Raw genomic sequence first — 15,053 nt, 5'->3', positions numbered from 1 at the left:
AACGTACCGATGACCACTATGACACCTTCTGCGCCACATCCCCGTCGCGCGGGACTTTCCGCGCGGAAAGAGTTTCGCCGAGCCTGACTCCGGACCATAGAACAGAAAAGTCTTCACATTATCCACTGTGGAATCACTGCTCAAACCGCCCGAGAACGAAGGGGCCGACGCGTGACCGAGGTACTTCCTCTCTCGACCGCCCGTCCGAGCCGGCGGCGTTCGATAGCTGATCGTGTGCGGCAGTTCTCTCGTGCGGGTTTCGTCGGACGGACCGAGTATCGGCGGGTTTTCGGCTCGGCGCTTGCCGGTGAGCCGGGTGCCCCGCAGGTGCTGTTCGTGCACGGTCCGGGAGGGATCGGGAAGTCGACGTTGTTACGGCGGCTGGCCGACGACGCCGAGGAGCGGGGGCATGCCGTGGTGTGGGTGAACGGGGAATACGTACTCACCTCCACCACCGCGCTGACCGAGGCCGTCGCGCCGGTGCACGCGAGTGCACGGCCGGTGCTCGTCGTCGACGGATTCGAGCACTGCCAGGCCCTGGAAACCTGGATCCGCGAGCAGCTGCTGCCCACCGTGCCCGAGGACACCGTCGTCGTCATCGCCGGGCGACACCGCCCCGACCCGCACTGGACCCTCGACCCGGGGTGGCAGCACCTTGTGCGCACGATCGCCCTGACGACCCTGAACCCGGACGAGGCCGGTGATCTGCTCGCCCAGCGCGGTGTTCCCGGCGAACTGCACGCCACCGTGAACGGCTTCGCGGCCGGGCATCCGCTCACTCTCTGCCTGGCGGCGGAAGAAACCTCCGCCCCACCCACCACGGCCCGCGACGCCGCGTGGAAACCCAGCCCGCAGATCATCGAAACCTTGCTGGCCCGCATGATCGACCGGGTGCCCTCGGCCGCGCACGAATACGGCCTACGCGTGGCCGGCCACGTACGCCATGTCACCGTCGGGCTGCTCCGCACCGGACTGAACGAACACGACGCACGCACCGTGTTCGACTGGCTGGCCGGATTACCGTACGTCGAAACAGGACGCCACGGACTGGTCTGCCACGAACTCGTCCGCGAGGTACTCGACTCCTCCTTCAAATGGCGCGACCCCGTCGCCTACGGCGAGTTGAACCTGCGCTTGTGGCGGCATTTGCTCGACAGCCGGCCAGCCGTTTCGGACGCCGAGATCGATGTGGCGGCGAACGATCTGCTGTACCTCTGTCGCCACCTCAGCCCGGCGAACAAGGCGGTCCTCGCTTTTCGGGAACGCGAGGCGCTGTTCGAAAGTGCCTACCGGCCGGAAATGCGTGCGAATCTGCTGCGCCTGGCGCACGAGGACCGGGGCGAGGAGCACGCGCGTCTGGTGGCCTACTGGCTCGACAGACAACCGGAAGGCTTCACCGTCCACCACCGCGCCGAGGACATGACGATAGTGTCCTTCAACGCCTGGCTACGCCTGCACCCGGGAACGGACGAGCTGAGTGGCGACCCCGCGCTCGCGCCGATACAGGAGTATCTCGATCAAACCGGCCAGGTGAAACCCGGAGAACATGTCGGGGTGGCTCGCTTCCACGTTCCGGCGTTGTCCGCCGAACACTACGTGACCGGGATGAACCTCCACACCGGGTATCAATCCACCAGGTCGCTGCATCGGCGAAACGGGCTCGTCGCGAGCTTCGTACTCGTGCCGAACGTCACGAACATGGCGCCCCACCTGGAAGCGTACGACTTTTGGCTGTACCGGGCGATCCCCGAGTTCGACGACAAGACCTGGGGGCTGTGCATGCACGATTGGCGCGAGGTTTCCCTAGGGCAGCTTCTCGAACGAACCGAGAAGACAATGCGGTGTGGCGTCATACCGGGCGACTCCGCTAGCGATGTCCGTGCCGCACCGGCGATGTCCCAAGAGGAGTTCTTCGCCGCGGTCAAGCAGGCCCTGCGCGACTGGCATGACGAAGAGGCGATCGCGGTGAACCAGCTCATCGGAGCCTACGGCGATGCCCGTACCTTGCGTACGACGGTCGTCACCACGGTCGACACCCTGCGCCAGGACCGGCGGCGCATCAAACATCAGCGCGCCGTCCACGCCACCTACCTCGACCGTGACACCAATCAGAAAGCCGCGGCCGCCCGGCTCGGCGTTCCGTTCAGCACCCACCGCAGGCACCTCCAGTCGGGCGTGCACGAAATCTGCGCCGCACTCTGGCAACACCATGAGGAAAACCGCGTCCAGGACAACCGGAACTCGTCAGCCGAATGAGGCGCCTCGGTGTAGTCACGGAGGACACCGCGGGTCAGCCGGGTGCTCGACGCCGGCGGCTGGTTGAGCAGCACGAGCGCGTGAGTTCGCCCGAGTTCGAAGGGACCGGCGCGTGAACGAGATAGTACCCTTCCCCACTGCCCGCCCGAGCGAGCGGCGTTCGTTGGCTGATCGTGTGCGGCAGTTCTCTCGTGCGGGTTTCATCGGCCGGGTCGAGTATCGGCGGGTTTTCGCTGCAGCCCTTCGCGGTGAACCAGGTGCTCCGCAGGTGCTGTTCGTGCATGGTCCGGGTGGGATCGGGAAGTCGGCGCTGCTGCGGCACCTGGCCGATGACGCCGCGGTGCGGGGCCACACGGTGGTGTGGGTGGACGGGGAATACGTGCTCACTTCCGCCACCGCGCTGGCGGAGGCCGCCGCGCCGGTGCACGCGGGTGATCGGCCGGTGCTCGTCATCGACGGGTTCGAGCACTGCCGGCCCCTGGAAACCTGGCTGCGTGGGCAACTCCTGGCCACGGTGCCTGAGGACACCGTCGTCGTCATCGCCGGGCGGCACCGCCCCGAACCACACTGGACCCTCGACCCCGGATGGCGGCACCTCGTCCACACCATCCCCCTGGCACCCTTGGATCCGGACGAGGCCGACGCCCTGCTCGCCGGCCGCGGTGTTCCCGATCACCTGCGCTCCCCGGTGAACGGCTTCGCCGCCGGGCATCCGCTCACCCTGTGCCTGGCCGCCGAAGAAACCTCCGCCAAACCCGGCCTGGCCGGCAACACCGCGTGGGAACCCAGCCCGCACGTCATCGAAACCCTGCTGGCCCACATGATCGACCGAGTCCCCTCGGCAGCGCACGAATACGGCCTACGCGTGAGCGGCCACGTACGCCACGTCACCCTCGGACTACTCCGCACCGGACTCGATGAACACGACGCACGCATCGTGTTCGACTGGCTCACCGAATTGCCGTACGTCGAAGCAGGACAGCACGGACTGGTCTGCCACGAACTCGTACGCGAAGTGCTCGACTCCTCCTTCAAATGGCGCGACCCAGTCGCCTACCACGACCTGCACATGCGTCTGTACCGCTACTTGCTCAGAGCTCCGTCGGCCGTCTCGGGAAACGCGGTCGAGGTGGCGGTCAGGGACGTTCTCTACCTCACCCGGTACCTCGACCAGGAATACGCCCAGATCATGGCCGACCAGGAGCGTGAATCGCTGTTCATCAGCGACTACACACCGGAAATGCGCGAGGACGTACTGCGCATCACACGCGAGAACGAAAACGACGAATGCGCGCGACTGGTGGCCTATTGGCTCGATCGGAAACCGGAGGCGTTCAAGATCAGCTGCCGTGCCGAAGATCTGACGCCGGTGTCGTTCTTCGCCTGGCTGCGGCTGTCCCCGGAAACCGACGACCTGACCGGCGATCCCGCGCTGGCCCCGATCCGGGAGTACCTCGATCGCGTCGACCGGCTAGGCCACGGAGAATATGTCGGGATGGCTCGCTTTCAGGTTCCGGTGGTCTCCGCCGAGCGCTGCATGTCCGAAACCGTCCTCAACGCCTCGTTCATGTCCACCCTCTCGATGCACCAACGGGACGGCCTCGTCGCGACCTTCATGCTGATACCGGAGATCGAAACCTTCGGTCCCGGGATCGAGCAGTACGACTTCCGTACCCTCCGTTCGATACCCGAACTGGGGGCGGGGGGCTGGGGTGTCGTCGTGCACGATTGGCGGGAGGTCCCCATGGAACCGCATTTCGAAAGAATCGAGAAAACGCTGAGTCAGCGCGGCGCCCCGGGTGACGTCGCGCGGGACGTCCCACCGGCACCGGCGTTTTCCCGGGAAGAGTTCTTCGCCGCTGTCAAGCAAGCCCTGCGCGATTGGCACGATGACGAAGCGGTCGCGGCGAACCCACTGGTGCGGATCCACGGGGGCACCGCAGCCCTGCGCACGGCGGTCACCTCCACCGTCGACGCCCTGCGCCAGGACCCACGGCGCATCAAACACCAGCGCGCGATCCAGGCCACCTACCTCGATCGTCAGACCAACCAAAAAGCCGCCGCGGCCCGGCTCGGCGTTCCGTTCAGCAGCTACCGCCGGCACCTTCAGGCAGGGGTGCACGAGATCTGTGCGGCGCTTTGGCATCGCCAAGAGGAAAACCGCTTCCAGGTGAGCCGGAACTCGTCAGCCGGATGAGGACGTTCGACGTCGTTCCACCGATCGGATAGGCGCGAGGAACCCATCTCATGCCCTGAAGGGGAGGATGGGGGCCCGCACCGGACAGCGCGGACCCCGCTCGCGGTTCACTCCGGACATCGGTTGAATACTTTCGGGCAGAGCTGCTCGTCCGTCCTCGACTTGGCCGAGGCATACCCTGTGCTATTGGTAGCGTCTCCGATGGATTCCGGGCAGGGCGAACCGGCGAAGCCCGATCCGGACACCGGCGTCACGTCCGGGAGACGCACAGGCGAAGCGACCTGAGATCGGGCTGTCCGGCAAGATGCGACCGAGGTGACTTATGAGCGACGATCCCACCAGCAGGGCGGCGGACTGGCTGGAACGTACCTACCGCGGTCTGGTCACCCTCGCCGACACCCAGCCCCTGCGCGAGGGCGACCAGACCTGGCTGTACGGCTGCGACTACACGAGTAGCTCGGCCGAGCCGATGCTGGCCGCCACGATCGCGGTACCCAAGGACGGCGGTCAGCCATTCCCGGTCTCCACCGCCGATCCGCTGAATGAGGAGTTCAACGCGTCGCCGGCGGCGGACCTGGATCCGCGGCCGTGGCGGTGGCGGGTCAACGCCCGCGGCTGTCTGGTCGCGACGGACGCCGCCGTGGACCGCCGCCCCACCTCGGCGCTGCCGTGGGTCCCGCTGGACGAGGCGCCCGGCTGGTGGGACCGGATGCTGAACACGCACTTCCCGGACTCCGAGGTGTTCACCAGTTCCACCTGGGCGGATGTGTCGTCGGCTTTGCAGGAGGGCGGCCCGGGTACCCGTACCGCGGTGTGGTTGCGACGGCAGCTCTCCGGTTCCGAGCTGACCGGCCATCTGCTCTACGGCTTCCACGACGAGCGCCAGGTGGTCTTCCTGGACGGACAGCGGGGTGCGCTGGCCCGGCTGGACGACGACGAGATCGGCCAGCTCGTGGTCGCGCGGTTCCACCGCCCGGTCGTCACCGAAACGACGTCCTTTTCGGTGCCGTGGGAGGCCCCGGCGCCGGACCTGCGGGCCGCATTGGACAAGGCGACCAGCTGGCTGGAGCACACCTATCCCGACCCGGTGGTCCTGGTCCGGCCCGATCAGGACGACGAGACCGAACGGGGCTGGCTGTTCGCGTGCACCACGCGGCGATTCCAGGAGACCGGCGAGTGGCGGGATCAGATGCTGGACGCCGCGCTGGTGGTACCCAAGGAAGCCGGCCGCAAGCCGTTCGGGCTGCCCAACAACGATCCGTGGTCCTATCTGTCCGATTGGGACGCCAGGAAGGACGGGCTGGGCAACCCGCCTGCCCCCGGCACCGCGGCTTGGTTCCAGCCGACCATGCGTGAGCTGGGCACCCCGGTGAGCTTTGCCGAGCACCGCAGCTGGGGCGAGGCACTCACCGAGTTGTCGGGCACCCCGCAGGATTCACGAGCAGTGGTATGGATCCGCCGGCAGGACGCACGGGGCCGGGAAACCGTGGGCAACCTGCTCATCGCGCTCAACGAGCCCGAGGGGGTACGGCTCATCGACTCGATGGCCGAGGACAATCTCCCGGTCTTCGAACAGGATCCGATGGCGGTGCACGTCATCCGCTACCGGTAGATCTTGAGCCGACTCCAGTTCGCGCGCACCGCGGGCCACCACCGGCTCATCGCAGCATCGTGACGAACGTGGGTTCCAGACTGGTAACGCGGAACAGTTCGGCCACTGCTTCGCGCGCGTTCTCCGAGCCACGCAGCAACACCGCGACGTCGTCACTGCCGTCCCACCAGGGCGCGACGAAAGCCAGTTCCGCTCCCGAAGCCAGGCGCAGAATCAAGACCTTACGCGGATCATCCTCCCCAAGGGACCAGAACACCGCACCCGCCTGCATCCCCACGTACGCGTAGGGCAGCCCGACACGCGCGACCGGGATGTCCGGAAAACTCCGCCACTGCGACGGGGGCACCCTGCGGACAGCCGGCGCGGGCCAAGGGCGCCGCGCCTCCATTTCGTTCAGAATCGCGGCCAGGAACGCACGCATGGCAGCCGCACCGTGCGGCGGCGGTGTCACCTCGGTCAGATCGGTACCCGGCCGGATCGCGGCTTCCAGGGCCGCGAACTCATCCTCGACTGTCAGATATCCCAACGGCTCGCGCACAAGCACGCGGGCGATCCGGGCCGCTGTCACACCGTCGAGCGATTCGCGCGGCAGGATACTTTCGCAGATGCCGTTCACCACGCCTCGCCACTTGTCCACCATACCCCACCTCGTACATGATCAAGATTTAAGTACCTGAATTCTTGCGTAGCGGAACTCCGCTCCTTGTCGAACCAGGTTATCCACAGTCTGCATGACATGTTTTTCCATAGGTCGATAATGTCCACTGCGACCGATAATATGCAGTAACCTACCCGTTTCGACCCGAATATACCCAGCTCCGGCGGTATCGCCCCCCGAAAGAAAGCTGGAATGCTGAAGCTCTCCGGCAGATTTTTTCGCTGAATAAAGGACCCCTTCCTCGTCCATCACGAAGATGAACTTATCACCACCCCCCGAACCTCGCCCAGTCGTATCAAAAACACGCCCGATACTATCGTAAAGAAGGCCATCCGGCCCTACCGTGATCAGATAGGCCTTTCGCTCCTCTTCCGTGAAGTACTTCACATGCGTGCCCAAGCTTGCGTATCGCCGATTTCCCGGCTTGTCTTCACCGTGGTATTTGGCTTGCATTTTCATCAGCTCGAAATTCGGCGGGAACTCCAGTAATCGCAATGCTACCTTTTGCAGTCTGGCGCTAAATTCCTCTTCGAGCCAGCGCAACTCGCTTGGGCCTACCGAAGAAACGACGAGTGCAAGTTCCAGGCGACGAACTCCACTGACCCACACTTCGCCGTTCCGGGTTTTCTCCTTCGCCCATTCCCATCTGCGCCGGACCGTCTCCCTCACTCTAGTGAGATAGCGTTGACTCGGAGCAAATTCTGCGGCGTCGCAAATACTTCCAACAATCTTTTCCGTCAATTCCGGAACAGTCTTCTCAGTGAGAGAATTCCAGAGGTAGTCGAAAGTGCGGACAGCCGTCTGCGACGCTCGGTCCGTGGCTTCGGCCTGTTTGGTGGCCCACCCCTCGTCCTTACCGTACGCATAAGCCAGTTCATCGGTGCTGTAGGGAAGTCCGGCAGCCTTCGCTGCAAGCAAGTCGGCGCGCGCGGCCGCGTCGACCTGAGCCAAGGCCCACTCCATGCTCTTGCCGTGGTTTCCGGCCAGCCGTTCGGCAAGGACCGGCAACCCGGCATCCACGTCGCTGAGGACTTCGGCGCGGGCACGACAGTCGGCCGGCTCATCGGCGAGCAGGTCCCCGTACCAGGCCGGACGCGCCAGCTGCCGCGCCACCCGCCGCGACTCCCACTCAGGCGGAGGAGACGAAGGCCGGTCGACCAGACGGTTCGTGCCGGAACGGGAATCCAGCCCGGCATGCGGTTCACTCTGGTATCTCGCGCCTCGCGCGGGTGACCGCCGATGACCACCGGCACGCGGGACCCGATAGTCCCCGCCCCGCTCCAGTTTCACGATCCGCACGTCCTCGTGCTCGATCGACAGGTCGGCCATCCCCGACTTACCGCCGAGCTTCTTCGACACCCGCTGCATGGCCACATAGTCGACGGAGCCGGACAGGCGCCGGTGGAAGTTGTAGATGTGCCGGTGCCCGCCCGGCGACCGGAAGGACACCAAACCCTGCTCACCAGGCTTGAACACGGCCCGGATGTGCTTGTCGGCCGCCGCGAAGTTCGGGAACGACGCGCCGAATTCCTTCCCGATCGCCTGCTCGATCTGCCATCCCGGCATCGGCGGGCTTCCCTCGGCCTCATACGACTGGTTGTGCTCAATGACTTTCGCCACCTGAACCGCCACCACCGGACAGTTCGTCAGCCTGGCCGCGAGGTCCCTCCTGGACTCGTCCGGCCACGGCTCGTTCACCTCCAACGCCGGCTCGTAGTGCGTCACGGCGTAGCGGTAGGCATCCCGGAGATCGGCGAAGGCATCCTCCGAAATCGGGTCACCCGGTCGGTATCCCTCGCGGAACGCCGGCCGCGCCAGCTCCTCCGGCCCGGCAAGCTTCAGGTCGTTCCTGCTCAGCCGCCTCTCCACCTCGAACATGGTCATGTCCGCCGGCACCATGAGCCGTTCCCGCTGCCCGGCCTCCCAGCGCGAGTATTCGGTGTGCAACGAGTCGAGCCACTCTCTCCCCCCTTGCGTCGATGGCCGCTCCCGACCGGCGGATGTAAGGAAGGTGGCGACCTCCCGCGGATCGCGCTTCAGCACCTCCGCGGCAGCGAGCAGGTCCTTTTCGTCCACCCCCAGGTCCGACAGATCGTCCGGAATGCGCTTGCCCGCCCTGCTGACGGCGAAGATGGCGGCCGCGTGCTCGCCGCCCACCTTCGCGACCAGCCGGGTGAAGTCACGAATGGTGAACCAGTTCCCCCGATTCAGGATCAGCATCTCAGGTGCGATCTTCTCGGCGTCCTCCGCCGGCACACCGAGTTCCCGCAGCCGCCACACCTGAGCGTCCCGCGCCCACTTCCCGTCGAACAGACCTTCGGACCAGCGTTCGTGCTGCTTCGCCAGCCTCCCGAGGGCCCGGTTCAGCTCCCCATGTGTAGCCTTGCCACTCGCCAGGAACCGCTTGAAAGCACGGGTGTCCCATCCCAGTCCCGCAACGAGCCCGGGGATCCCCTTGGTGACGAATCGGTTCGCCGCCTCCCCGAACACGGGTGAATCCATCGGGACGCCGTTCAGCTCGTCCAGCACCGCGCGGAACGGCGCCAGTTCCCGCAGGGCAAGACCCGTTTCCGCGCCGAATCGCAGCAGCACAGCTGCCGGAATCCCGGTTTCGGCGGAAACCCGCGCCAGCTGGTCCGGGAACGGGCCGAGCGTCCGGCACAGCTCACGCAGAGCCCGAAAGTGCTCCCAGGGATCGAGATCGGCTTCGACCAACAGACGGAGCGGACCTTCATAGTCATTCCGGCTAAACCAGGGTATCTCGCGAGAATCAGCGGCAACATCCTCGGCGCTCAACCCAAGTACACTCTCCACCGGCGTTGGCACTGGCGGCTTGATGACTTTTTTCGGGTCCGTCGTGATGATGTGAAACTCTTTGACATTCGTGGGGACTCGCCACATACTACGGTTGGTCCTATCGGGAATCTCCACCCTTCCGTCACGAGTACGCGCAATGAGCATCGCATGACGGGGCTCCGCCTGAATCAAGAGGGTCTGCAAAATACCCTTGGACAGCATTTTCCGAGCAGCGGCATTTACCTCTGCGAGACTCTTATACGGTCCCAGTAGCTGCCCCTTTGTTGCCTCGACAATCTCCTCCAGCGTGTTTCCGCCGCTGGGCTTGGCGCGGTACACGGTTCCCGGATGGTTGCGCGTGTTCAGCGCCGCGATCGTACACTCGACACAGTTGCTTCTTCGGCCGAGCGTCTCCAGTGCCGACTCGACCACACCATCCTCCGGTTCGTTCACCAGCAGCAAATCGCTGTAGTGCGCGTCGAAGTATCGCTTGGCATCGGCCGGAGAGGCGAAACTACCGGCGTGGATCAGATCGCCGTCACGGTAGTCGGCCGCGAACTCCCAGCCGCCAGGTTCTGCTTCGGCGACCGGCACGTCAGCCCCGCCCGCCGAAGCAGAAGCGTGCGCCGGTCCGGCGTTGTGCCCGCCGCGGTAGACCTGGCCGACAGGACCGCTCGCAGCATCCGCAAAGCGCCAGTCGCCGGAACGGCTCCTCGGCGAGGCCGCCCCTGGCGCCATGCCGACCAGCATGTCCGGGTCCAGCCGCGGACCTGCCATCGGCGTCGAACCCAGCTCGCGCAGCGGAACATATCCGCGTACCTCGGCGGGCTCGATCTTCGAAGCCGTGCCTCGATGCGGATCGGCCTGGGTGAGCTCACCGTTCGCCGACCGCCGGACCAGGACCATATGCCCCACCGGAGCATTGCCCTCCCGAAGGACGACCCCGCCCCACACCGCACCTCGGTGCCCGGCGACCACGCCCCCGGAACCACTCAGATGCGCCACCACCTGGGCATGGGACGCCTCGACCATGTCCTTCGGCCGCACCCGCAGCTGCTTCGCCAGCCACGACAACGGCATCGGACCACCCGGCGCGGCGTGCACGGTACCGGTCACGGCGCCTGCGGACCGGTTGTTTTTCAACGTCTGGACCGCCGCGACGAACGACTGGCCACAATTCTTCGTATGCCCATCCACGTCGAACAGGTAGAGCTGCGAGTTCACCCCGGCAAGCTCAGGGAAACGCGCGCGGAACTCGATGTTCGCCGCAGAAAGAACAACATTCCCACCAGAGTCTGAAATCGAACTCGTATCGCTCTCGTCGTCAAAGATGACGTCCGGCAGCGGGTCGGCAACATTTTTTCGCTCACCCTGCTGAGCGTCCTCGGCCCGATCGAGAAGATCGTAGAGCTCGGCATTGCCCAGCACGGGTTCTTCATCGGCGTCTTGCGGGAATTCGTGAACCTCCGCCACGTAGCGCTCGGCGTCGGCCCGGCTGATGGCGAAGCGCGAAGCCAATGACTCCGGGGCGGAATGCCGCATGTCCCAGCCAGGGGAATCCACACTGCCGTACATCGCGCGCGCATGGTCACGAGCAGCGGTGGCGATTACCCGTTTGGCCGTGTCCACCTCGAACCGGTACCGCTCGGCAAGCGCTTCCGGCGAATAGGGTGACCCCAGCATCGCCGCTTGCTCCACATCCATCCGCGCGGCAGCACTGATCCCGTTCCGCGCGAACTCCAGGACCGACTCCCGATGCTCTTCGCTCTCCTGGTCCAGGTCCCACCGGAGCTGCCGGGCCAGGTCCTCGACCGAGAACGGCACACCTTCCCCGGCAGCCCACCGCGCATACGCTCTGATAGCGGTCGATGCTATCGAATCGGCCGTTTCCTGGTAATTGTGTAAATACCTGCGAGCTCGAATTATTCGCGGGTCACTGCCATACAGGACAGTCCGCTGGAATTCAGCACTGGCGACCGTGTCGAATTGACTGCCGTACCGCGCATCGCTGACCCGGAACTGGTCTCGCAGGAAACTCAGATGAGACCTTATGTCCACCCGCGGGTCGTCCGCCACCGGGTCCTGCAGCAAGGTCTGCGCCGCGTGATAGACAATCGCTTCGCGCAGCTGAGCATCGATCCGGTCCCGCGCCCACGCTTCGTCCTTGCCGTACCTGCGCGCCAAGTCCTTCTCGGTGACCGGTTTGCCCTCGGCGAGCCCGCGCCGGATATCGCTTCCGGCGGCATCGTCGATCGCTTTCTCGGCCCTCGTGAAACTGATTCCGTACTGTCCGGACAGGTCCTCCGCGGTAAGCGGATTCCCGGCCGCGGCCGCCTCCTTGGCCGCCTGTTTCGCGGCATGTCCGCCAACAGCCTCGACCACGGGCGCCTGAAGAATCCGGGCACGCGCCTGCTCGACGTCCAAGCCGAACTCGGCGGCAAGGCGTTCGGCGGAGTAAGGCCGCCGGGCACCCATCGCCTCGATCACCGCGATATGGGCCGCCGCATCGATCTGGAGCCTTCCCCATTCCCGGGACTTCCCGTATCGCCTGGCCAGCGCCTCGGCGTTCGGGACCTCACCACGGCCTACCGCCGCGCGCACCTCGGCCCGCGCCAGCTGTTCCAGCGCCCCCGCGGGCTGGACCTCTCCGTGGCCATCGAGCCGGCTCAGCCCGAATTCCGGGACCAGCTGCCGGTAAACCTTGGACTTCGACAGCTCTTCCCGCAGCGCTGCCTCGGTGAGGATCGGTTTACGCGCCCACTGCGGCGTCCTGCCGTAACGCCGAGCCAGCTCACCGGCGGAGTAAGGCCGGCCGCCCGATTCCACGGCCGCCCGCACATCCGCCAGTGCCGCAGCGAACACGACCTGGTCGACCCAGCTCTCCCCGCGGACCTTCACCGCGAGGTCCTGACCGTACTTGGCGGCCAGTTCCTCGTCGGAGTAAGGCCGGCCGTGGTCGGCTGCCTCGCGCAGATCCGCCACCGCGGCAGCCTGGATCAGCCGGTACGCGTCCTCGTCTCCGATGCCGTAGGCATCGAGCACCTTGGCTTGATCGGGCCAGTTCCCGCCGGTCTCCCGCAGTTTGTCCATCGCCGCGGCTTCGACCACGCGTTTCACGTGCCACCTGCCGACACCGTGCTTGCCGGACAGGTAGCTGCGCAGCGCCCGTGTGACACCACCGTGCGCGGCAGCCTTGTGCACTTCCCGGGCAACGTCGCCCAGCACCAGGCCCAACGCGTGCTCCTCGCTCACGCCGGGGATGGTCAGCAGCTGATCCGCACGCAGCGGCTCGGTCCCGGCCGGTGCGCCGACCAGACGTTCCGGCGACAACTGCTTGCCCGCCAGCGGAGTCGTGCCGAGGTCGGACAGCGGCCGGAAGCCCCGCACGTTGTGCGGTCCCACGTCTGGGAGGACCCCTCGGTGCGGATCCAGATACTGGACCGGCTTCGTTCCTTCGTGCCGCGGACCGGCAGCTGCCCGCTCCGCCAGCACGACGTGCACCATGCCGTCCCTGCCCTCGATGTACACCTGGGCCATGGCACCCGGGGTGTGGCCCGCCATGTGCGATTCGACCTGCTCGAAGGTCGCCTCCACCGCCTCCGTGCCGTGATGCTCGTTCGCCGCCCCGATCGTCATCGGCCTGCCACCGGGCGCCGGCACCGTAACGCCACCCACCCGATTGCCGGACAGGATGTTGCGTCGGGTCTGCACGGCGGCGATCACCGACTGCTGGCAGTTCTCCGTGTGCCCCTCGGCCCGCTGGGCGTACTTCTCGCCGTTGACCCCCCAGTATTCCGGGTAGCGCTGCTTGAACTCCTCCTGCTGGAGCGCCAGCTCGGAGGTCTCGCCCCTGGCAGGGGACTCGCGCTGAACCAGGCCCGACGACGGCGCGTCTTGGGAAAGGCGAAACGGAGACGACGGTTCGGATCCCGGCGTCCGCTTCAGGTGCGGGAGCCCTGAGGCCGGACGGCTCTCGGCATTGCCGGATGGTCGGGACACCGAGACCTCGGGACTCGGCCCGGGCTCGCGGTCCTGCCGAATCGGCACGGCCACATCCTTGGCTCCCCCCGGATGACGCGCCCCGCCTCGGGCGGGCGCGGTCAGGTCGGTTGCCGGGTTTTCGTGAGGCTTGCCGGTATCGAGTGCCCTCGGGCCCTCGAACTCGGTCTGCGGCCGGACAGCCGGTACCCGGTGACCGGAAGCGCCGACGCGAGCGACTTCGCCGCCGGGAGCTTTCTCCATGACCGGAGTGGTCGGGCTTACGGTAGGCCGCGATGTACTTCGGGGCCCCGCCGAAGGTGTGGTCGTGCTCGAGGTTCCCGATGAACGAACGGTGGCCGGCCCCACCAACCGGTCCGGCTGCCCGAGCGTCTTCGGGTCCTGCCCGTGGTTCTGGCCGTGGTTCTGGCCGAGGTGGCCGTTCGCGGGATGCCCGCCTTCCGCGCCTGCCGTGTTCTGCCCGGCGGGCACGTGCCGTTCGATGGTTGTGCCGGTGTCAGGGAACTCCACCGACCTCGACGGAAAGGACGACGATTCGACGGAGGTCTTCGGGACGTACGACGGCTGCCGGAGGTCCTGCTGAGTACCGCTCAGCGGCGGCTTGGTGTTCAGCGGTGTGTTCTCGGAGGACGGGGACCGGGTCGGGTCGGATCCCGGCGCTTCCTTGGCCGGGCCGAAGGTGTGTGGTGTGGTGTTGTCGGATTTCGGGGTCTGCGTCGGTGTGGTGCCCGGCGGCTGGCTTGGCTGGCCGGTGGCCGTGGTGGTGGTTCCGGGTTGCTGGGTGCTGCCGTTCTGGTTCGGCTGTTGGTCGTTGGTGTGCCGCGTCGGGTCGATCGACGAAGACGGCGACGGCGAGGAAGTCTGCGGCGTGTTTCCCGTTTCCGGGTGGTGCGTACCGATGCCGGAGCCTGTGGTGGCGGTGGCCGGACCAGCGTTCTGGGTATGTGGTGCGGGGTTGCTCGCGGCGGGATTGTGACCCGCCGATGACAGCGACTCACCCGGCCGGACGTCCGGCGTGCCCTGGTGAGCCACCGGCGACTCCACCACCCGCGGCTGCCCACCAGGCGACTCCACCGACGGCTGCCCACCGGACTGCTGCGCGGTCGGTGTCTGCTCACGGGGAGATTCCGTTGCTGCGGGTCGGGGCGTGGGGGCAGGCGATGTCGCGGTGGTTGGTGAGGTCGCGGGCGTGCCTGATGGCTGACTGGCCGCCGGTGGTGTGGGCTCGGGGCGGTAGGCCGGAGGAGGCGTATACGGGGCGTTGTAGGGCGGAGGCGCCGGATATTCCGGCGGCTGTTCTCCTTCCCGCACCTCCTTACCCGACTTACCACCATCAGCCGAGGGCTTCCCATCCTGGTCCAGGTGTTCCAGCTTCACCTCCGGAGACGACGTCAACTCCGGCGACGACGCATCCACCACACCAGGACCACCCCCATGCGGCCCCCCATGACCACCCCCATGCGACCAGTTGTGCACCGCCTTCGACGTACTACCCATCAAAAAACTCGAAATAAACGTCCCAAACGGATCCATCC

At 66.2% G+C, this 15,053-nt stretch carries 5 protein-coding genes; 3 read left to right on the top strand and 2 right to left on the bottom strand.

Features of this window, described 5'->3' with window-relative positions; all coding sequences use genetic code 11:
* The first annotated feature begins 234 nt into the window (after nucleotides 1-234).
* From ACFW0G_RS07610 to ACFW0G_RS07600, 3 genes are all read left to right on the top strand, one after another.
* Nucleotides 235-2,256, top strand: coding sequence for an ATP-binding protein (locus tag ACFW0G_RS07610; protein WP_378324029.1), 2,022 nt, complete (start codon nucleotides 235-237; stop codon nucleotides 2,254-2,256).
* A gap of 277 nt (nucleotides 2,257-2,533) precedes the next feature.
* Nucleotides 2,534-4,453, top strand: a complete 1,920-nt coding sequence (locus ACFW0G_RS07605; protein WP_378324028.1) for a hypothetical protein — start codon at nucleotides 2,534-2,536, stop codon at nucleotides 4,451-4,453.
* Between the two features lie 322 nt (nucleotides 4,454-4,775).
* Nucleotides 4,776-6,065: a YrhB domain-containing protein gene (locus tag ACFW0G_RS07600; protein ID WP_378324027.1), complete on the top strand. Its 1,290-nt coding sequence runs from the start codon at nucleotides 4,776-4,778 to the stop codon at nucleotides 6,063-6,065.
* 46 nt (nucleotides 6,066-6,111) lie between these two features.
* Here the strand turns inward: ACFW0G_RS07600 and ACFW0G_RS07595 are convergent, their stop codons facing one another.
* Nucleotides 6,112-6,705: a hypothetical protein gene (locus ACFW0G_RS07595; RefSeq protein WP_378324025.1), complete on the bottom strand. Its 594-nt coding sequence runs from the start codon at nucleotides 6,703-6,705 to the stop codon at nucleotides 6,112-6,114.
* Between the two features lie 18 nt (nucleotides 6,706-6,723).
* Nucleotides 6,724-14,550 carry a hypothetical protein gene (locus ACFW0G_RS07590; RefSeq protein ID WP_378324024.1) on the bottom strand — a complete coding sequence of 2,609 codons (7,827 nt, stop codon included), beginning with the start codon at nucleotides 14,548-14,550 and terminating at the stop codon, nucleotides 6,724-6,726.
* Between the last annotated feature and the right edge of the window lie 503 nt (nucleotides 14,551-15,053).

The sequence above is a fragment of the Amycolatopsis sp. NPDC058986 genome, from assembly GCF_042741125.1.
Taxonomy (GTDB): domain Bacteria; phylum Actinomycetota; class Actinomycetes; order Mycobacteriales; family Pseudonocardiaceae; genus Amycolatopsis.
Note: the sequence above shows the minus strand (reverse complement) of the source record. Positions and strands in the feature narration are given on the sequence as shown.

What these genes read in the sequence shown, in the direction of transcription:
- ACFW0G_RS07600 (WP_378324027.1), top strand. Translation starts at nt 4,776, where the DNA reads ATGAGCGACGATCCCACCAGCAGGGCGGCGGACTGGCTGGAACGTACC.
- ACFW0G_RS07595 (WP_378324025.1), bottom strand. Translation starts at nt 6,705, where the DNA reads ATGGTGGACAAGTGGCGAGGCGTGGTGAACGGCATCTGCGAAAGTATC.